Origin of the sequence: Saccharicrinis fermentans DSM 9555 = JCM 21142, assembly GCF_000517085.1 — a bacterium.
GTDB lineage: Bacteria > Bacteroidota > Bacteroidia > Bacteroidales > Marinilabiliaceae > Saccharicrinis > Saccharicrinis fermentans.
Map to the genome: position 1 here is coordinate 1512476 of NZ_KI912107.1, position 20018 is coordinate 1532493.

General features: G+C 36.2%; 18 protein-coding genes. 3 read left to right on the top strand and 15 right to left on the bottom strand.

Annotated elements, in window-relative coordinates:
* Positions 1–121: 121 nt before the first annotated feature.
* From CYTFE_RS0106100 to gcvT, 4 genes are all read right to left on the bottom strand, one after another.
* Entirely contained in the window at positions 122–1372 is a 1251-nt protein-coding gene (locus CYTFE_RS0106100) for a DUF1015 domain-containing protein (RefSeq protein WP_027471088.1), read from the bottom strand.
* 319 nt (positions 1373–1691) lie between these two features.
* Positions 1692–2612 carry a 3-phosphoglycerate dehydrogenase gene (locus CYTFE_RS0106105; protein ID WP_027471089.1) on the bottom strand — a complete coding sequence of 307 codons (921 nt, stop codon included), beginning with the start codon at positions 2610–2612 and terminating at the stop codon, positions 1692–1694.
* A gap of 147 nt (positions 2613–2759) precedes the next feature.
* Positions 2760–3830: a 3-phosphoserine/phosphohydroxythreonine transaminase gene (serC, locus tag CYTFE_RS0106110; RefSeq protein WP_027471090.1), complete on the bottom strand. Its 1071-nt coding sequence runs from the start codon at positions 3828–3830 to the stop codon at positions 2760–2762.
* 668 nt (positions 3831–4498) lie between these two features.
* Positions 4499–5581: a glycine cleavage system aminomethyltransferase GcvT gene (gene gcvT, locus CYTFE_RS0106115; protein WP_027471091.1), complete on the bottom strand. Its 1083-nt coding sequence runs from the start codon at positions 5579–5581 to the stop codon at positions 4499–4501.
* A 331-nt stretch (positions 5582–5912) separates the two neighbouring features.
* On the opposite strand from gcvT, the gene CYTFE_RS0106120 reads away from it, so the two are divergent.
* Together CYTFE_RS0106120 and CYTFE_RS0106125 are read left to right on the top strand one after the other, a co-directional pair.
* Positions 5913–6392 carry an Hpt domain-containing protein gene (locus CYTFE_RS0106120; protein ID WP_027471092.1) on the top strand — a complete coding sequence of 160 codons (480 nt, stop codon included), beginning with the start codon at positions 5913–5915 and terminating at the stop codon, positions 6390–6392.
* A gap of 15 nt (positions 6393–6407) precedes the next feature.
* Positions 6408–6731 carry an STAS domain-containing protein gene (locus CYTFE_RS0106125; protein WP_044212291.1) on the top strand — a complete coding sequence of 108 codons (324 nt, stop codon included), beginning with the start codon at positions 6408–6410 and terminating at the stop codon, positions 6729–6731.
* Positions 6732–6827: 96 nt separating this feature from the next.
* Here the strand turns inward: CYTFE_RS0106125 and CYTFE_RS0106130 are convergent, their stop codons facing one another.
* The 8 genes from CYTFE_RS0106130 to CYTFE_RS0106165 form a co-directional block, all read right to left on the bottom strand.
* Positions 6828–7577, bottom strand: a complete 750-nt coding sequence (locus tag CYTFE_RS0106130) for a tetratricopeptide repeat protein (RefSeq protein WP_027471094.1) — start codon at positions 7575–7577, stop codon at positions 6828–6830.
* Positions 7578–7585: 8 nt separating this feature from the next.
* A complete protein-coding gene (locus CYTFE_RS0106135; RefSeq protein WP_027471095.1) occupies positions 7586–9409 on the bottom strand; it encodes a BatD family protein in 1824 nt (607 codons plus the stop codon).
* A gap of 64 nt (positions 9410–9473) precedes the next feature.
* A complete protein-coding gene (locus CYTFE_RS0106140; protein ID WP_027471096.1) occupies positions 9474–10403 on the bottom strand; it encodes a tetratricopeptide repeat protein in 930 nt (309 codons plus the stop codon).
* Positions 10400–11440: a vWA domain-containing protein gene (locus CYTFE_RS0106145; protein WP_027471097.1), complete on the bottom strand. Its 1041-nt coding sequence runs from the start codon at positions 11438–11440 to the stop codon at positions 10400–10402. The genes CYTFE_RS0106140 and CYTFE_RS0106145 overlap by 4 nt, the downstream gene beginning before the upstream one ends.
* 16 nt (positions 11441–11456) lie before the next feature.
* Positions 11457–12449 carry a vWA domain-containing protein gene (locus CYTFE_RS0106150; protein ID WP_200871245.1) on the bottom strand — a complete coding sequence of 331 codons (993 nt, stop codon included), beginning with the start codon at positions 12447–12449 and terminating at the stop codon, positions 11457–11459.
* A 27-nt stretch (positions 12450–12476) separates the two neighbouring features.
* Positions 12477–13523: a hypothetical protein gene (locus tag CYTFE_RS0106155; protein ID WP_235208031.1), complete on the bottom strand. Its 1047-nt coding sequence runs from the start codon at positions 13521–13523 to the stop codon at positions 12477–12479.
* Positions 13523–14389 carry a DUF58 domain-containing protein gene (locus tag CYTFE_RS0106160; RefSeq protein WP_027471100.1) on the bottom strand — a complete coding sequence of 289 codons (867 nt, stop codon included), beginning with the start codon at positions 14387–14389 and terminating at the stop codon, positions 13523–13525. The genes CYTFE_RS0106155 and CYTFE_RS0106160 overlap by 1 nt, the downstream gene beginning before the upstream one ends.
* An 85-nt stretch (positions 14390–14474) precedes the next feature.
* A complete protein-coding gene (locus tag CYTFE_RS0106165; RefSeq protein WP_027471101.1) occupies positions 14475–15470 on the bottom strand; it encodes an AAA family ATPase in 996 nt (331 codons plus the stop codon).
* Positions 15471–15777: 307 nt separating this feature from the next.
* Between CYTFE_RS0106165 and CYTFE_RS0106170 the strand changes: the two genes are divergently transcribed.
* Positions 15778–15984, top strand: coding sequence for a (2Fe-2S)-binding protein (locus CYTFE_RS0106170; protein WP_044212292.1), 207 nt, complete (start codon positions 15778–15780; stop codon positions 15982–15984).
* Positions 15985–16076: 92 nt separating this feature from the next.
* On the opposite strand, the gene CYTFE_RS0106175 is transcribed toward CYTFE_RS0106170, so the two are convergent.
* The 3 genes from CYTFE_RS0106175 to CYTFE_RS25250 form a co-directional block, all read right to left on the bottom strand.
* Positions 16077–16262 carry a YgaP family membrane protein gene (locus CYTFE_RS0106175; protein WP_027471103.1) on the bottom strand — a complete coding sequence of 62 codons (186 nt, stop codon included), beginning with the start codon at positions 16260–16262 and terminating at the stop codon, positions 16077–16079.
* 83 nt (positions 16263–16345) lie between these two features.
* On the bottom strand, positions 16346–16654 hold the full coding sequence (locus CYTFE_RS0106180; RefSeq protein WP_027471104.1) for a hypothetical protein: 309 nt from the start codon (positions 16652–16654) through the stop codon (positions 16346–16348).
* A gap of 89 nt (positions 16655–16743) precedes the next feature.
* Positions 16744–19989 (bottom strand): efflux RND transporter permease subunit, encoded by a 3246-nt coding sequence (locus CYTFE_RS25250; protein WP_044212293.1) that lies wholly within the window; start codon positions 19987–19989, stop codon positions 16744–16746.
* Positions 19990–20018 lie beyond the last annotated feature (29 nt).

A 20018-nucleotide genomic window follows, 5' to 3' on the forward strand; every position in this document is an offset into this window, starting at 1 on the left:
CCTCTTTTAGTAAGAACTTCGTCATGAGCATTATAAGTGCAATCAAACTAGTTAATTGTCGACTTGATTGGCAGCTACTCAATGTATAAGACATTATTTATAAATGAGCCAGCTTAAAATTTTAATCTAATTTATGAATTACTAAGCCTGAACGTAGTTTCGGTTCAAACCAGGTGGTTTTGGGTGGCATGATATTACCCGTATCTGCAATATCAATGAGTTGTTGCATGGATACTGGATACATAGCAAAGGCTACCTTCATTTCTCCACTGTCTACCCTGCGTGATAGTTCTCCCAAGCCTCGTATACCTCCAACAAAATCAATTCGATTGTCTGTACGTAAGTCTTTTATCCCTAGTATATTATCTAGTACCAATTCTGAAAGAATGGTAACATCCAAAACCCCAATGGGATCATTGTCATTGTAAGTGCCTGCTTTAGCATTTAGCTTGTACCAGTTACCATTTAGGTACATGGTGAACTCATGAAGTTTATTGGGCTTTATAATTGCTTTGGAAGCTCTGCTTATTTCAAAACATTCTCTAAGTCGCGCCATAAACTCTTGATTGGACAGTCCGTGTAAATCTTTTACAACCCTGTTGTAATCAATTATTTTTAATTGATTGTCAGGAAAATGAACTGCCAAAAAATAGTTGTAATTTTCGTCTCCTCGGTGCCTGGGGTTTTGCAGCCTTTTCTCTTGACCAACGAGCGCTGCTGCTGCTGTTCTGTGGTGTCCGTCGGCCACATAGGTGGCAGGAACTTTTGTAGCAAAAAGTTCTTCTATGCGTTGATTTGTAGCACTGTTTCTGATAACCCAAAAATGATGCCCAAAACCATCTTCTGCAACAAAATCATACTCGGGGGTGTTGTTTTTTACATAATATTCAACGATGTCATCTATTTCTTGTACGTTAGGATAGGTAAAAAAAACAGGTTCGATATTGGCATTGTTTATTTTTACATGAACCATACGGTCTTTTTCCTTCTCGTTACGGGTTAATTCGTGCTTTTTAATGATGCCATTTAAATAATCATCAACCGAGGCAGCACCAACAATACCATATTGCGTACGTCCGTCCATTGTTTGCGCATATATATAAAACCGGGCTTCTTTTTCCTGAAATAACCAACCTTTTTCCTGAAACATTTGGAAATTATAAATCGACTTGTCATATACCTCCTGAGAGTGAATGTCCGTATCGGCCGAACAATCTATTTCGCTCCGGGTAATATGTAACAACGATTCTGGTTTTCCTTCCGCCATCTTTGCTGCTTCCTGACGGTTCATAACATCATAAGGCAAACATGCCAATTTGCTGGCAATGTTTTGTGGTGGACGAAGGCCTTTAAAGGGTTTTACTGTAGCCATAGTATTCCGTTTTATCTCGATTATTAACTGAATACAATATAAACACTAATTTTTGTTTTGAATAGTGATTTTTATCAAGGAGTATAAAGCAGTTACACTGATTTTTAGCAGTCCTTATCAAAAGTGGTAAATTAATTCAGGTACGAACAATTTAAATACACTTTTAAATATCTTATTATAAGTGTTATATAAGTATGTAATAACTGATGTTTCGAAGTGCAAAGAACTTAATAGCTAAGCGTTTATTATTTTGAAATAAAAAATGGGAGGAAGTTATATAACTACCTCCCATTATAAATGAGCCATTAAATGCTTGAAATTATTTATTTACTTTATAAGTAGTATTCCCATTTTTAATGTAATCAACAATCTGCTCAGCAGCAGCAACACCAGCATTAATATTTGCTTCGGCTGTCTGTGCGCCCATTTTTTTAGGAGTAAAGAAATATCTTCCTTCAAAAGGAGTATATGCATCTTTATTATCGGGTGCAATATCCGATATATAAGCAAAATCTGCTCTTTCGTTCATTAATTTAATGATATCTGCCTCGTGAATAACTTCTTTACGAGCAGTATTCACTAAAACGGCATTTTTAGGCATCTTACGTAATAAGTCGTAATTGATGGATTCTTTGGTTTGAGGAGTAGCAGGAATATGCAAGGATACATACTGACATGTGGCATATAATTCTTCAACAGAAGCTAGAGGAGTTACCCCATCTGCCTTAATTTTTTCAGCATCCACAAATGGGTCAAAAGCATATACCTCCATTCCTATTCCTTGAGCAATTTTGGCAACATATAAACCTACGTTACCATAGGCATGAATACCGATTTTTTTTCCTCTAAGTTCGGTTCCTGCCGTACCATTATAAGCATTTCTAGCCATAGAAATCATCATACCAAAAGCTAACTCCGCAACAGCATTAGAGTTTTGTCCCGGTGTATTCATTGCTACAATGCCTTTTGATGTACACGCTTCGAGATCAAGATTATCGTAACCGGCACCAGCTCTAACAACTATTTTAAGTTCTTTTGCTGCTTCTATTACTTCAGCAGTAACTTTGTCGGAACGAACAATCAGTGCTGAAGCATCCTTTACAGCTTCTAAAAGTTCGGATTTATCGGTGTATTTTTCAAGTAATGCAAAGTCGAATCCGGCTTTGGTTACAACAGCTTTAATTTGATCAACAGCAGCCTTTGCAAAAGGCTTTTCTGTGGCAACAAGTACTTTTGACATAATAAAAGATTTGTGTTTTTTAGGTTATTCTAATTAGGCTAACGTATAAAAAATAGCATTTGCTATTTTTCTGGCACACCTAAAATATATTCTTCCCTTTAACTTGTACTTAAAGGGAAGAAATAACTTGTAGTATATTCAATTATTCTAGTGTTTAGAAGCAAACTCTTTCATAGCAGCTACCAATACTTCAACACTTTCTCTTGGAAGTGCATTGTATGTAGAGGCTCTGAATCCACCTACCGAACGGTGTCCTTTAATACCTACACAGCCTTTGGATGTGGCTAGTTCCATAAAGTCTTTCTCTAGTTCGGCATATTCTTCATTCATCACAAAACAAATGTTCATGATCGATCTATCTTCTTGCGCTTCAACAGTGGCTTTGAAAAATTTGTTATTATCTATTTCATCATAAAGAAGAGTGGCTTTTTCAACATTTTTCTTGTTCATGGCCTGAATACCGCCATTATCTTTAAGCCAAGTTAATGTTTGTAAGGCAGCATATACAGGTAGTACAGGAGGTGTGTTGAACATAGAGCCTTTGTCGATGTGTGTACGATAATCCAACATGGTAGGAATGGCACGATCAACTTTGCCTAATGCATCTTCTTTTACAATAGCTACAGTTACACCGGAAGGAGCCAGGTTTTTTTGCGCACCAGCATAGATAATATCATATTTTGAAATATCTACAGGACGTGAAAAAATATCTGATGACATATCCGCAACTAAACGAACACCTAGGTCTAAATCTGTTTTTATCTCGGTGCCGTAAATGGTATTGTTAGAAGTAATATGTAAATAATCTACATCCGCTGGAACCTCAAATCCTTTGGGAATATAATTATAGTTTTTATCTTTTGAAGATGCCACTTCAATCACTTCACCAAATAACTTTGCTTCTTTTTGAGCCTTGGCAGCCCAAGATCCTGTATTTAAATAGGCGGCTTTTTTATTTAAAAGGTTATATGGCACAGTGCAAAATTGGGTGCTAGCACCACCCCCGACAAAAATAACCTCATAACCAGCAGGCACATCCAACAATTCTTTAACAAGAGCAATCGCTTTTTCCATTACCTCAACAAATTCTTTGGATCGGTGAGATACTTCCATAACAGATAAACCTGTTCCCGCAAAATTTACAACAGCTTCAGCCGTGTTTTTAATCGTAAATTCCGGTAAAATAGATGGTCCGGCGTAAAAATTGTGTTTTTTCATGTTTTATTTATTTTTTACACTATAGCCATTGTCAATCTTAGAATTGTTAATGGATATGTATTATTATACAACAATTAATTATCTTAAAAAATATAGCTTCTGGTTCGTAAAAAAAACCTTGAAACGCTCAGAGTATTCAGTCTTATGCCTTTCTTATGAAGTGTGCCGCAAATTTAGAAAATTCTACCACTTAAATCCACTATTTTCCATAAAACATAGTTATACATTATAATGAAATGTTATAGTCACAACAATCTATTTTGCTGCTCTTAGCGCTTAATATATTGTGATTAAAGTATATGGATATCCATTCGACGACCATTTAAATCTGATATTAATCATGAAAAAAATCTTTAATAAATGACCTTAGTCATATGCAATCGGTAAAAAACATCTACTACTTTGTGTTATTAATGAATAAATATACAGAGATTAGAGTTTGTTATTTACAAAACGCGATCATCCCATCTTCTTAATTTGTCGTTGAGTACATCTATTAACTAGTCTTTGCAAGAAAACTCCAAATACTGCGTTATTCTCATTTTTGAAACAGTCATTTACAATCAGTCAACTCCTTGGTTTCAAAAATATCGAAAGCCTTGTCTTTGAAGCTTTCTTATCAAAGACACAAAAAAAAACAGTAGTTTTCTTGCAGCCACTAACTAAGACTATATAAAAGGCGTTTTTACAATTTCAGCCTTAAGTTTTCGGTTTCTTACTTTTATGTAGATTACAGACCCTAGTTTTGCTTGATCAGTATGAATATATCCCATACCAATACCTTGCTTCAATACTGGAGATTGTGTTCCTGAGCTTACTTTACCAATGACATTATCATTTTCATCTACTATTGGGTAATCTTTACGCGGGATACCTCTGTCGAGCATTTTAAAACCTCTGAGTCGCTGTTTAATCCCTTCTGACTTTTGCGCAAAGAGGATTTCTTTATCTATAAAATCTTTGTCCTCAGTGAACTTTGTTATCCATCCCAAACCAGCTTCAATAGGAGAGGTCGTGTCATCGATGTCATTCCCATATAAACAATAACCCATTTCTAATCGAAGTGTATCTCTGGCTCCCAAACCAATAGCTTGAATATCAAATTCCGCTCCGGCCTCAAAAATAGCTTTCCAAACAAGTGCAGCGTCCTCATTGTGCATATATAATTCGAACCCACCAGCACCTGTATAACCCGTATTAGATATGATAACATCTTTTATGTTCGCAATACTACCTGTAATAAAACTATAATAAGGAATCTGCGACAGGTCTATTTCTGTAAGTTTTTGAAGCGTTTCGAGCGCTTTAGGTCCTTGTATTGCCAATTGTGAAATCTGATCAGATGCATTTTCCAGTTCTGCACCCATGGTATTGTTTTCAACGCACCATTTCCAGTCCTTTTCGATATTGGATGCATTTACCACTAATAAGTATTTCTGATCCTCGTAGTAATATACCAGTAAATCATCCACAATACCTCCTTTTCCATTGGGAAAGCATGAATATTGAGCATCGCCCACTTTAAGTTTAGATGCATCATTAGAAGTTACCTTTTGTACGAATGATAGTGCATTGGGGCCTTTTACCCAGAATTCACCCATATGGGATACGTCAAATACACCGACCGAATTTCTTACCTGCATATGTTCATTGTTAATGCCGGTATATTCGATGGGCATTTCAAAGCCTGCAAATTCTACCATCTTAGCTTTTAGTTCCTTATGGATTGCGTTAAATGCGGTTTGTTTCATTGTATGTATACTTGAAATTTTAATAATTACGAATGATGAATAAGCACAAATGTATGTAAATGTTATGTTGGCAAATATGATAATTACTTTCTTTTTGTCTTATTTTTACCCAAATTGCCAAAAAAAAGCAGATATTCGTTCATGTAATATTTAAAGAATATGTATATCTTTAACTCGAGTTAGATGCCCTTAAAAAGGTATATTCATGTTAAAAAAACTAAAACCACACGCTATGAGTGCATGAAATTCCTGAATTTACTCGAGAATTGCATGCTGGTTTCATAAAAAAAACTAGATTTGTATTTTAAACAAATAATTAATACCAGACCTTATGGTAGAAGATTATAAATATATTGACTTATCTTATCTGGAAGGAATTGCAGAAGGAGACAAGGGAATTATTAAAGAGTTGGTTGAGATATTCCTGGATCAAATGCCTGAATTTACTGATGGTTTTGACGAAGGTATCAGAGATAAAGACTGGGTAAAGATAGCTGCCATTGCACATAAGGCGAAATCTTCGGTCATGTCAATGGGAATGGAAGAGCTCGGCAATATTGATCTGAAAAATATGGAGTTGTTGGCAAAACAATTGCGGATCAATGAACTATTGAGTAAAGTAAGTGTAACGGAAGCTCAAAAAGAAGAGATGAACAGTCTCAAACGAAACCTGGATAGTTATCCGGAAGAACGGGTAAGTTGGGTTATGAAGAACGCAAATTTGGAAATGCTGACAAGTCTGATAGAAAAATTTACAACTGTTTGTGAAAAAGCAGTTGACGAGTTAAATAAAGTGATTAGTACCTATTAAACCTTACATATTCTTATGGTTGAGACAAGATTAAACGACGGATTTGTAATCGCCGGTATCAAGGGATCGGACAGACTTACAGCGGCTGTAGCGGATGACGTAAAAAGCGATTTAACGAGTATTGTATCTGAAAGTAACGGTAAAGTAATACTTGATTTATCAAATATTAAATTTATTGACAGTACAGGAATAGGCGTATTGATATCTGCCTTAAAAACAGCCAGGCAAAGTGATACCTCCTTTGCTTTATGCAAAATACAGAAAGATGTGATGAGCTTATTGTCCTTGATGAAACTGGATAAAATTTTTGAAATTTGTAGTGACGATAGTAAGTTGTAAAATATTTTTGGACATTACAAGTGTTACAATTCAATTGTAACAAAAAAGCCTGACTCTCTAGAATCAGGCTTTTTTGTGTTAAATATGCAGCTTCTGTTAAATTACTTCCATTGCAGATGCAGGCATCCATCCTTCGTTACCATCGCTAATAACAATTCTTTTCCATTCACCAAGCTCCTCCAGTATATTAACTTTTGTTCCTTCATGCAAAATAAAAAGATCCGTACCTCCAGCAGAGGGGGAGCTCTTAACGCTTACGGATGGTTCAAAAATGATGGCACTGTTTCTATTAATCAGTTTGTCTTTTTGAGATGCTGAAAAATTAAATGCTATGAATGCAACGATGAACATAAGCAATGCAGTGCTAAAAGAAACCTGTTTGATAGCTCTTTTGCGTGAAAATAAAAACAATCCTAAACCTAAAATAGAGATAGCAAAACTTAAAATCGATATGATGGCCCAAGTATCCGATTTTGTTTTGTTTTTGAATCCTTTAAACCATGCTGTCAAAAAGAAATCACCTACAGTTTCCAGTTTATCGGTAATTTGCATATTCGACATTTCTAGGTTATACCTGATATCTTTATCATGAGGCGCCAATAAGAGGGCTCTTTCGTAGTTCAATATTGCACGGGGTAAATTACCAGACTTATAATAAGCATTACCCAAATTGTAATATAGTTTGGCACTTTCAACCCCTGTATTGATAATTTCATTGTAAGATGTGATGGACTCTTCGTATTTACTTTCTGTAAATAAGCTATTGGCTTTATCAAATCTCATATCCTGGCCATATGCATAAACATTGGCAACAAAGATGAATAAATATATAAATAGTTTTTTCATGTTACTCGCTATTTTTTTATTTGGTTATCCAACTTACTGATGTTGCTTAAAGCCCTCTTGTACAACTTATCCATTTCTTCGCTGGCTCCTGATTCGGGCGAGAAGCGAGCAAACTCACAAGTATCAAGTATGGATATCAGTTCATCTTTTACTTCCGATTCAACTCCACGTTCCTCGATGAGCATGCTTACCTTGTCTTTGTTCAATTCACTTACAGGTAAATATAGTTTGTCGCTTAAATAGGTGTATAGAGCTTTTAAAACTTCATCATAGAATGCCTCATGATCTTTGGCCTTCAGAAAAGCCGAAGATTTTTTTAACCGTTTTTGCGCCATTTTATTGGCTTTTTTATTTTTAACCAAATGTAAGTTTTCGTTTTCATGCATACGCTTCCTGTATAATACAAAAACTATCATAAATATTAGTACCGGAATAATGTATCCCAGATAAAACAACATAGAACCAAATAGGAAGGTTCCTTTGGGTTTCAAGTTTGGATTACCGGTTTTAATAAAACGGATGTCTTTTCCTACAAATTTTACATCTTCACGATTCACTACAGATGGACTGTATGTTCCCCCGGTATATTCTTCACCTTCACCACTTTTTTCTACTTCAATAACAATGGGTTGAGATGAAATAGTTTTGAAACTCTTCGATTTATAATCAAAGTATGAGAAGTTCAACGGATCTATGGTGAACTTACCTGGAAATCTTGGTATTATCAGATACTCAAAGGTCTTTGTTCCTTTCATACCAGCCACCGTGTTCTTAAAATTGTTTTTAGGAGTTGGGTCAAATACATCAAAATCGGTAGGGAAATTAAAAGTCGGAGATGACATTAACTTATGATTCCCTGTGCCAGATATTACTACTTTGATAGTAATACCATCATTTACCTTTACTTTATTGGCAGAGGTAAGTACTTTCATATTCAACTGACCTACTGCGCCGGAAAAATCCCGAGGTCGGCCTGCCGGATATGGTTTAACCGTAATTTGTATAGGTTTTGATTTTACACGTTTCTTAACAATTCGATAATTATTGTCGAAAAATTCGTCAAATATATTTGCTGACCTTCGGCGTACTCTTTGTTTAATCAAAAACTCAATCTCAGTGGGAGAGATGTTTTGCACGCCTGTTTTTTGTGCATACAGTACCTTTTGTTCAAAAGTTCCAACTCTGTATTGTTTGTTATTAACATACTCATACGACCATTCAATATTACTTGCATCCGACAGATCTTGAACAATAAAATTTCTAAAATCAGGATGTTTGATATCTGAAACATTATCCAGGTCAATGCGGGTATAAATCTTAGTAGTTAGTACGAGTGGCTCGCCTTGATAAATGCTTTTTTTATTGTTAATAACCCTAATAAATAAGTCATCATTAGAAAAATTAGCATCTGATGATTGCTGCTGTTGTTTTTGAAGAGAGCCGTCATTTTTAATGACTTCAATATTAATTTTATTACTGGTATACTTCTTACCTTTTATGGTTATTTGTGCGGGATTAATGGTGTATTTACCAACTTTATCCCCTTTCAAAATGTAAGTATAAGTATACTGTCTGTTTCTGGATACCTTCCCGTTAATGATTTGTGTACTTGAACTGGTCATAACGCTGGGACCCATTAACACCGTGAAATCAGATAAAGGAGGTAGTCTGAAATCTTCGCCTTCCTCGTTGACTGAAAAAATGAGCTGAAATTTCTCTCCGGCTAATACAGATTGCTTTGCCTTTGCTGTAAATTGAACATCCTGAGCTCCCATGTTTCCATAAATGGAAAACAGAAGAACCATAAATAATATGTTTTTTAATTTGTGCATTATCTCAAAATTGAAATTCTTGTGCAAAAATAGAATATTTATCTAGTTAAACGCTGCTGGGTGCTTACCAGTTTTTTTCAATGTTTTTGTTCGCCTCACCTTTTATTTTCTTCATCTTATCCTGTAATTCCTGTTCATCCTGATTTAGTGCATTTAAAATTCGTTGCGCATCCTCTTTGGATATCTGGTCATTCGGTTGAGCTTGCTGATCTTGACTATCTGGTGTTCCATCATTGTTGGAATCGGTGTCTCTATAATCTGGAATTCCGTCCCCATCTGAATCCTTGGGTTCTTCTGGATTTTCTCCGGCCTCTTTCTTATCAGGTATGCCATCATTATCAGAATCCTTGTCCTGATAATCGGGTATACCATCTTTATCCGTATCCTGGTTTTTATTTTGCTGACCGTTTTGATCCTCTTTTTCTTTCTGGTCAGGAATACCATCTCCATCGGAATCTTGTTTTTGTTGATTCTGCTTGTCCTGGTCTTTATTTTGATCTTTGTTCTGGTCTTTATTCTGATCTTTGTTTTGGTCTTTATCCTGGTCTTTGTTTTGTTCCTGTTCCTGTTTCATCTTCATGGCAGCAATCAGGTTATATCGTGTTTCATCATCCAAAGGGTTATTTTTTAAAGCTTCCTTGTAAGAATGAATGGCATTATCTATATCCTTCTTTGCTAAGTAGGCATTGCCCATATTGTGTTGTACTTGCGCTTTTTGCTCTTTGCTTAAATTTTCCTGATTGATTCCTTTGAACTGATTCAAAGCCTCCTCGAATTTTTCCTGTTTAAAATAGGCATCTCCCAAGTTAAATTCTGCTTCAAAAGAGGATTCTCCTTCTTTTAAATTTTCCAAAGCTTTTTTGTATTCAATTTCAGATTCAATGAATTTGCCATTGTCATATTCATCATTTCCGCTACGAATAAACTTACGTTCTTTTTGTGCAAAGATTGTAACTGCACATAATAGTATAATAATGGTCAATAAAGTTCTCATTTCTCGTCCTCCTCTTCGAACAGTTTAATTTTACTCAAGTATTTGTTCTTGCGCTCTAATACAATGAAATCGATTAACAGAAAAAGAAGAGCAAATAGAGCCATATACTGAAACTGATTTTTATAGTCAGTATAAATTTTAGCTTCCATTTCTGACTTTTCTAACTTTGAAAGGTGATCAACCAAATCGTTCATTCCTTTTCGGATATTATTGGCAGCGATAAACTCTGCATCACCTGCATTCGCTATTTCAACCAACATTCCTTCGTTAAGTTTTGAGATGACCACATTGCCTTGGTTATCCTTCATAAAGGTGTTTTTACTTCCGCCAGGAACCGGAATTGGAGATCCTTTAGGAAGTCCCATTCCAACCGTATATACTTTAATGCCCTTTTCAGCGGCTGCTTGTGCTGCTTGAATAGCATTATCTTCATGATTTTCTCCATCGGTGATAACTATGATCGCCCGATTGATATCTTCTTGTGAAGTAAATGAACGAACAGATTGATTTATAGCCGCGCCAATGGCCGTTCCTTGCGTTGGAATAATGCCTGTATTAATCGATGAGATAAACATCTTAGCTGAGGCATAATCGGTTGTTATGGGTAACTGTGTATAAGCTTGTCCTGCAAATACAACCAAACCTACTTTATCATTTTGTAGCTTATCAACCAATTGAAAAATTGCTCTTTTGGCTCTGTCTAATCTACTGGGTTGAATATCTTGTGCATTCATACTATTGGAAACATCCAAAGCAATGATAATTTCTATCCCTTTGCGTTTCACGGTCTCTAATTTAGTGCCAAACTGAGGTCCTGCTAATGTGAGTATGATGGCTGTCAAAGCCAACAACATCAAGTAAAACTTAATGATAGGACGCACCGAAGAAGCACCAGGCATAAGAGGTTCTAGTAATGCTGGATTTCCGAACCTTTCCAGTGCTTTTTTCCTTCTTCGTCCGATGATCAGACTGACAAAGGCTAAAATGGGTATAATAGCCAATAGATATAATAATTCTGTATGTTCAAATCTAAACATGATGATTTTCTTTTATTTATGGTAGGTTACGTAACACCGTGCTTTTTAAAAACACCTCCAACAATATAAATAAGGCTGCGAGAATTGCCCAGAGCATATACTTTTCTGAACGTTTGGTGTACTCCTTCACCTCAATCTTGGTTTTTTCCAGTTGATCAATTTCTTCGTAAATGTGCTTTAGCCCATCTTTATTAGTAGCTCTAAAATACTGTCCGCCTGTGATATTAGAAATCTCTTGCATCATCTCTTCATCAATCTTAACTTCTTCTTCTATTAAGCGTGTACCATAGGGCGTTTGTACAGGACGCTGGGCAATACCTTTGGTTCCAACTCCAATTGTATAAACCCGGATGCCAAATGTTTTGGCTATTTCGGCAGCTGTGAGTGGGGCTATCTCCCCTTGGTTATTTACTCCATCCGTTAATAGAATAATTACTTTTGATTTGGCTTGGCTGTCTTTAATACGATTAACCGCCGTTGCCAGCCCCAAACCAATGGCGGTTCCATCTTCCACCATATGTGTTTTAATATCCTTCATCATATTTATCAATACCACTTTATCTGTGGTTAAGGGGCATTGGGTGAAGCTTTCACCAGCAAAAATGACCATTCCAATTTTATCGTTTTCACGTGCCGAGATAAATTGTGAGGCCACATCTTTGGCGGCTTCTAATCGGTTGGGCTTAAAATCTAAGGCTTCCATACTCGATGAAATATCCATCGTCATCACAATGTCTATTCCTTCCGTGATGACGTCTCTGGAACTATTGGTAGACTGTGGGCGCGCCAATACCACTACAATCATAGCAATGGCCAACGACCTCAAAACAACCGGCAAGTGCCGTAAATGAACTTTCCAAGATGTGGGCGCTGCGCTAAAGCCTTTTAAAGTAGATATTTGTAGCGAAGCCTGGGCACTTTTATGTTTCCAGATATACCAACCTATCATAGGTACTAATACCAGTAATAAGTAAAAATAATCCGGATGTAAAAAATTAATATTATTCATTATATGATTGTTATGCAATAACCTGTTTTACTTTTTATCCGAGCTGTTCTCCTCCGCATTGTTTTCTAACATTGTTTCCTTTACTTCTTCCAATGTCTTCATTTCTTCTTTTTTTGTTTGATTCACAAAGAAATAGGCGTTCATTAAGGTCAATGCGTTTTCATCTGCCAAAGGATCAAACTTTGCAAACTTTACCAAGTCGGCTAATTCCAGCACCTGCCTAAGTTGCTCCATCGATTTTTTATCGATATCTAAATATTTGATTGCATTAAAAATTTCAATGGATGTTAACTCCATGGCTGGTTGGTCATACCTGTGCTCAATATAAGCACGAATAATATTGGAAACCTGGGTGTAAAACTCTTTAACCTTATGATGCTCCCAAAGTTTTGCATCCTTTATCTTATCTAACTCACGAAGGGCAATAATATGCGCAGGTTCTTTGGGTTTTGCTTTGATAAAGGTTCGTCCTTCTCCGTTGCGTTTTTTGCGTAAATATATAAAGAGCCAAATGAGTAATCCAAGAGCCAGAGCTATACCTCCATACAAGTATATAAGATCGAGAATTTCCTCTATTTTAAAAGGAGCACCATGCGGCCCTTTGATATCTGTCACCCCTTTTTCGGGGTCTACCTCCTTAAAAGGATTTACTACCATCAAACTTAAAGCGTTAGATGCAGCAACGTTCCTCACTTCGTTTTGAATGACTTCAAATTCAATGGGAGGAATATAATGTAAGCCACTGTCAAATGAGGTAATTCTGAAAAGTTGAGAAAGTACCAAACGGTCATTGTCGAGCTTTAAACTGTCTACCTGTCCCTTTTCAACTATTTCAATGTTTTTTGTGATCGTATCTGTAAGATGCGGAAAGTTGACCAGTAAACCAGCAGGTTGACTCACCTCAAGTTTTAAATCCATTTGTCCTCCAATCAATATCATGGCAGAATCCAAGGTAGCGGTAACACTTACTTGTTGGGAAATAGCGTTATAACCGAGCAATACCCATAGTGATGCCACCATCAAAATCCTGAGACAGAAACGCTTGATTGTAATCACAAGTGTCAATCCTTTCATTACATTCGTTTTTTAAATAAATACATTAGTGACTTTACATAATCTTCGTCGGTTCTAATTGAAGTATTATCAATACCACACTTTCTAAAAATAGCTTTTGTATTTTCATCATTCTCTTTCCACCATCGATAAAAAGCTTTCCTCACATTCATGTTGGACGTATCAATCCAGGAGTACTGACCTGTTTCTGCATCTTTCATTTTTACCAGGCCAACCGAAGGCATTTCTGTTTCTCGTTTGTCATAAATTTTTAAAGCCACCACATCATGCTTTTGATTGGCAATCTTCAGCGGATTTTCAAAATCTTCGTCAATAAAATCAGAAATAACAAAAGCTGTACATCTCTTTTTAATGGCATTGGTCAAATATCTCAATGCCTCACCAATATTGGTGGTTTTGTTTTCTGGTGTAAAAGAAATTAGTTGCCGAATGATATGTAATATATGTTTACGACCCTTTTGTGGCGTAATAAATTTCTCAATTTTATTAGAAAAAAATATAACACCTATCTTGTCATTGTTATGAATGGCCGAAAAGGCCAAGACAGCCGCAATTTCAGTGATAATATTCTTTTTGTATTTAAAGGATGTGCCAAAATCTCTGGAGCTTGACACATCAATAAGAAGCATAACCGTGAGTTCTCTTTCTTCTTCAAAAACCTTTACGTAAGGATGATTAAAACGAGCTGTTACATTCCAGTCAATATTGCGGATGTCGTCACCGTACTGATATTCACGTACTTCGCTAAAGGTCATACCCCTTCCTTTAAAGGCAGAATGGTACTCACCTGCAAATATATTATTGGACAGCCCCCTGGTTTTAATCTCTATCTGTCGAACCCGCTTTAAAAGCTCTGCTGTTTCCATAGTGTTTGTTGTTTTTTAGGATGCTTTATCAAATGAGAAAGCATTTTATAAACCTTTTAAATTTTAACTTGAATGCTAAAATTTACTATGGCACTTCAATGGTATTTAATATATCATTAATCACATCTATTGACGTAATGTTGTTAGCTTCAGCCTCATAGGACAGGCCGATTCTATGACGCATTACATCATGACAAACGGCACGTACATCTTCGGGAATCACATAACCTCTGCGTTTAATAAAAGCATATGCTTTGGCTGCCATAGACAGGCTGATACTAGCTCGTGGAGAACAGCCATAGGAAATCATTTCTTTATACTTTTCCAGGTTATATTGTTCCGGAAAACGTGTAGCAAAAACAATGTCAACAATATATTTCTCTATTTTTTCATCCATATACACATCTTTGACCACTTCGCGTGCCCGTAAAATATCATCAGGTTTTAATATTGAGGATGCTTTAGGAAATGATTGAGCCAAGTTGTGGCGTATAATCATTTGTTCTTCCTCTTTTTGAGGATAATCAATGACAATTTTTAGCATAAAACGGTCTACCTGTGCTTCGGGTAGGGGATAAGTTCCTTCTTGTTCTATAGGGTTTTGGGTGGCCATCACCAAAAAGGGTTCTTGTAATTTGTGGGTAGTTTCACCAATGGTAACCTGACGCTCCTGCATGGCTTCAAGTAAAGCACTTTGAACCTTTGCCGGGGCACGGTTAATCTCATCGGCCAATACAAAATTAGTGAAGATAGGTCCTTTTTTAATGATGAATTCTTCATTTTTTTGACTGTAAATCATTGTACCCAGCAAGTCAGCAGGTAATAAATCCGGAGTGAACTGTATTCTGCTGAAATCCGCATCTACAATAGTAGCCAATGTGTTAATGGCTAAGGTCTTTGCCAAGCCAGGAACCCCTTCTAAAAGAATGTGTCCATCGCTCAATAACCCGATTAACAAACCCTCTATTAAGTGTTTCTGGCCCACGATTACCTTATTCATTTCGATGGTTAATAAATCCACGAATGAACTCTCGTTTTTGATCCTCTCGTTTAACTCTCTTATATCAACAGATTGCTCCATGATTTTTAATATTATAATTTATTAAATTTACTTTTTCTTGTGGTCTCCAAAATTAGTTTTTTAAAGAGCAGTCATGAATCTAAGGTTGTTAAAAAACGTTAATCAACAATGTAAACAAACCATAAATACGCTATTTTAACAGTTCCTTAACTTTTTATATGGTATGCTTTAACGAATTGAACCAAATTAGTGACTGGAGGTTTTAGTTGTTCAAGAATTTAGTACAGAAAGATAAACTATTTATTAAAGAATAGGTGATTAAAGAAATAATTCCCTACGAGATTTTAAAAATAAAAAATAAAAGAAAATGAGTAAATTTGAAGATAGAGATTTTGTGTGTAAGCACATGATGTTAAGAAAACAAGATTTAGTAAAGGTCATTCATGAAAAGGATCTAAAAACAGTGGAAGATATTCAGGATGAAACCAATGCTGCTACAATATGTGGTTCCTGTTATGATGACCTGGAAGATATTTTGCAGGAAGAGCTAAAAAAGAAAAAAGAAAAAAAGTAAAATAAAAAATATGTATTGCGGCTGTCTCGTCTATATAAAATACTTTTGAGACAGCCGCTTTTAAAATATAGTTTATGTTTGACCCAGACCTGCTATTTGGGGACCCCTAATTTGGATAAGATATCAGTCATCAAACACCATTTGGTGATGGAAGATTGTAGTAAGTTAAGTCCTACAAAACCTGTGAAAAATAACCAGTTAATGTTTACATAAACGGCCAATAGAACACTGGTTATTATAAATATTCCTGCAATGGCCCTTACGATTCTTTCTTGCATTTTTTTTATTTTATATTAATAATGTTATTTAATAAATGCACTGTATGTTGTAACCATTAATATATGGTAGACATATAAATGCTTTACAAGCTACTGTCAATATTTAAAACATAAGCTTGGATATTACAATCAGGAATTTCATCCTTACAGCGATTCAAATCTTCAAGAATATTTTGGGCCTGTGCGTCTTCTACAACGGTAAAAAAAGCAATATTATCGGTGGAAGCAGCGTTGTTACCAAAAAACCAGTTTCCTGCCCTATGAGGCGTTTTATCGGGTTTTTTCACCCCTGTTACGTCAAAAAGATTGTATGAATTAATATTTTGTTTGGTAAAAAACTCTTCCAATTTTTCGCGATAATCAGCTATCGTTATAACAAATAATAGTTTCATATGACTTGAGTGTTAAGTAATTAGTAATGAAGTAAATAAATACATATTGTGTGTTTAAATATTTAAAAGGCTGTTTTTGAATTGATCATTCATTCTGCTTTAGCATGACTCTTAGGATCCACATTAACGGAAGCTTTCTCTCCCTTGGCTTGATGGTTTTTATATTCTGCCATATAGTAAATCAAAGGCACTATAAGTAAGGTAAGGAATGTGGAAGCAATGGTACCTCCCATTAAAGAAATAGCCAAACCCTGAAAAATAGGGTCGAATAAAATAACCACAGCGCCAATCACAACTGTTCCAGCTGTTAATAAAATGGGGGTTGTTCGTACTGCACCAGCTTCAATAATGGCTTCTTTGAGGGGAGCTCCTTCTGCGAGTCGGATATTAACAAAGTCAATAAGTAAGATGGAGTTTCGGACCATGATGCCTGCTAATGCAATCATTCCAATCATTGATGTTGCAGTAAAAAAGGCATTTAGCATCCAGTGTCCCACAACAATTCCAACCAGTGAAAGAGGTATGGCTACCATCATTACAAAAGGAACTTTTAGATTTTGGAACCAGCCCACAATAAGCATATAGATGATCAGAAGAACTACAGCAAATGCGGTACCCAAGTCTCGAAATACTTCATAAGTTATTTGCCACTCACCATCCCATTTTAAGCCATAATTATTTTCCACAAAAGGTTGCCCATTATAAAATTCTTCGATTTCATATCCTTTCGGAATTACGATCTCATCCATTCGATCAGAGATATCCATGATGGCATAAACAGGACTTTCTAATTTGCCTGCAATGTCAGCAGTAACGTAAACAACAGGTTTTTGATTTTTACGGAAGATGCTCTTTTCTTTCGTGGCTTTTTCAATATTCACCAAATCACCAATTGCAACCATTTGACCATACTGAGACTTTAGATTTATACTTTTCAGATCTTCTATTCCGCTACGATCTTCCTCAGCCATACGTAAGGTAATGCCCACTTGATCATGATCATTTTCAGCAAACAAGTTGGTGACTTTGGTACCTCTTAGGTTCATATGGATGGCGTGCACAATCTGCTGTGTAGAAATACCAGCCAACATGGCTTTTTCCTTATCTACATTGAATTTATATTCATCTTGATCATCTTCTACCATCCAGTCGATATCAACTACACTCTCAGTGGTTTCAAATAGTTTTTTCACCTGCAAGGCGACATCTTTTTGGGATTCGTAATCAGGACCATATATTTCAGCTACCATAGTTGACATAACCGGAGGTCCGGGAGGAACTTCCACTACTTTTACATTGGCATTAAATTTCTTTCCAATTTCTTGTAATCGAGGACGCAATGCTTTGGCAATATCATGACTTTGTAGGTCTCTTTCTTTTTTAGAAACGAGATTTACCTGAATGTCGGCCACATTAGAACCTTTTCGCAAGTCATAATGACGTACCAAGCCATTAAAATTAATGGGGGCAGAGGTACCTACATAAGTTTGATAATTGGTTACCAACTCATGATTTCTTAAAAAAGCAGCCAGTTCTTTTGTCACATTGGCTGTCTGTTCCAATGTTGTTCCCTCTGGCATGTCCACAATAACTTGAAATTCATTTTTATTGTCAAAAGGTAAGATTTTGACAGTAACAGCCTTGAACAAAAACAAACTGGCAGAACCAAATAACATAAGGGTTACCGTGATAATAAATGCCCAACGTTTGGTTTTATGTTCAATCATAGGGCGCATGGTTTTATCATAGATTCTATATATCAGTGTTTTCTCCAGAGAATAATCTTTCTCATCTTCGTTGCTTTCATCATGCTTTAGTAAGCGATATGCCAACCAAGGCGTAATCATTAAGGCAACCAATAAGGAGAATATCATGGCGATGGAGGCACCTATGGGCATTGGGCTCATATAAGGCCCCATCATACCCGAAACAAAAACCATGGGTAATACTGCTGCAATCACCGTAAAGGTGGCTAATATAGTTGGATTACCCACTTCGTCAATAGACTTAAGAGCTGCCTGAAAAAATGGTAGTTGTTTCATTTTAAAGTGGCGGTGCATATTTTCTGCGATAATAATAGAGTCATCAACCACAATACCAGTTACAAAAACTAAAGCAAAGAGCGTTATCCTATTGAGTGTATAGTCCATAAAGTAGTAGCTGAACATGGTTAAAGCAAAAGTGATAGGTACCGAAATAAACACTACTAAACCACCGCGCCATCCCATGGCCAACATCACCACAAATGTTACAGCAATAATGGCTCCCAGGAGGTGCATCAATAATTCAGATACCTTTTCTGAAGCTGTTTCTCCGTAATTGCGCGTTACCTCCACATGGATATCTTTAGGAAGTAATTCCCCTTTTAATATGTCTATTTTATGCTCAATTTGTTGGGCCAATCGCATAGCATCCGCACCGCGTCTTTTGGCAATAGAAATAGTTACAGCACTATATTCGCCAGGATTAACCTCTTTTTGCATACTGGCCTTACCGTATCCAAAAGAAACATAAGAATTAGGCAAGGCCGGTCCGTCGTTAATTGTAGCCACTTGGTGCATGTAAACAGGACTATTTTGGTATACACCAATAACTAAATTACTTACTTCTTCGGCCGACTGCAAGAACTTACCTGTAGTTACCAAGTATTCATTGTTATACTCATTAAAAGAACCAGATGATGATTGTAAATTAGAAGCTTTTAGTTGTTGAGCAATCATCAAAGGATCCATATGAACAGCAGTCATACGATCCCTGTTAAGAATAACTTGTATCTCACGGTTTCGACCTCCTATTATTTTGGTCTCTGAGATATCGGTAATCTTTTCTATTTCCCCATTTAATTCTTGGGCTACTCTTTTTAACTGATAATCGTCGTATGTTTCGCTCCACAATGTGAGTCCCATGGCAGGAACATCATCAATAGACCTTGTTTTAATTAAAGGAAGCGTAATTCCCGCAGGCATCTGATCCATGTTCTTCATGATCTCATTGTAAAGCTTCACCAAACTACGTTCAATGTCTTCACCTACATAGAATTGAACAATCAACATAGCTTGCTCCGGCATAGATTGAGAATAAACATACTCAACACCTTTTATGTTAGAGATAACTTTTTCAATGGGAGCAACAATTCTTGATTCAACCTCCTGGGGGCTGGCTCCTGGATATCCTAAAAAAATATCGGCAATAGGAACATCTATTTGCGGCTCCTCTTCACGAGGGGTCAGGTATGAACTGTACATTCCAATGATTACGAATGCAACCATTAAAAGAGGTGTCAGTTTTGATTTTATAAACATTCGGGCCAATGACCCTGCAAATCCTGTTTTCATGTGATTAAATTTAATTTTCAATGGGCACA

Coding starts and splice junctions, on each gene's coding strand:
- CYTFE_RS0106170 (WP_044212292.1), top strand. CDS start 15,778: ATGAGTAAATTTGAAGATAGAGATTTTGTGTGTAAGCACATGATGTTA.
- CYTFE_RS0106105 (WP_027471089.1), bottom strand. CDS start 2,612: ATGTCAAAAGTACTTGTTGCCACAGAAAAGCCTTTTGCAAAGGCTGCT.
- CYTFE_RS0106140 (WP_027471096.1), bottom strand. CDS start 10,403: ATGAGAACTTTATTGACCATTATTATACTATTATGTGCAGTTACAATC.
- gcvT (WP_027471091.1), bottom strand. CDS start 5,581: ATGAAACAAACCGCATTTAACGCAATCCATAAGGAACTAAAAGCTAAG.
- CYTFE_RS0106130 (WP_027471094.1), bottom strand. CDS start 7,577: ATGAAAAAACTATTTATATATTTATTCATCTTTGTTGCCAATGTTTAT.
- CYTFE_RS0106150 (WP_200871245.1), bottom strand. CDS start 12,449: ATGAATAATATTAATTTTTTACATCCGGATTATTTTTACTTATTACTG.
- CYTFE_RS0106120 (WP_027471092.1), top strand. CDS start 5,913: ATGGTAGAAGATTATAAATATATTGACTTATCTTATCTGGAAGGAATT.
- CYTFE_RS0106125 (WP_044212291.1), top strand. CDS start 6,408: ATGGTTGAGACAAGATTAAACGACGGATTTGTAATCGCCGGTATCAAG.
- CYTFE_RS0106100 (WP_027471088.1), bottom strand. CDS start 1,372: ATGGCTACAGTAAAACCCTTTAAAGGCCTTCGTCCACCACAAAACATT.
- CYTFE_RS0106180 (WP_027471104.1), bottom strand. CDS start 16,654: ATGAAACTATTATTTGTTATAACGATAGCTGATTATCGCGAAAAATTG.
- CYTFE_RS0106175 (WP_027471103.1), bottom strand. CDS start 16,262: ATGCAAGAAAGAATCGTAAGGGCCATTGCAGGAATATTTATAATAACC.
- CYTFE_RS0106145 (WP_027471097.1), bottom strand. CDS start 11,440: ATGTTTAGATTTGAACATACAGAATTATTATATCTATTGGCTATTATA.
- CYTFE_RS0106160 (WP_027471100.1), bottom strand. CDS start 14,389: ATGGAAACAGCAGAGCTTTTAAAGCGGGTTCGACAGATAGAGATTAAA.
- serC (WP_027471090.1), bottom strand. CDS start 3,830: ATGAAAAAACACAATTTTTACGCCGGACCATCTATTTTACCGGAATTT.
- CYTFE_RS0106135 (WP_027471095.1), bottom strand. CDS start 9,409: ATGCACAAATTAAAAAACATATTATTTATGGTTCTTCTGTTTTCCATT.
- CYTFE_RS25250 (WP_044212293.1), bottom strand. CDS start 19,989: ATGAAAACAGGATTTGCAGGGTCATTGGCCCGAATGTTTATAAAATCA.
- CYTFE_RS0106165 (WP_027471101.1), bottom strand. CDS start 15,470: ATGGAGCAATCTGTTGATATAAGAGAGTTAAACGAGAGGATCAAAAAC.
- CYTFE_RS0106155 (WP_235208031.1), bottom strand. CDS start 13,523: ATGAAAGGATTGACACTTGTGATTACAATCAAGCGTTTCTGTCTCAGG.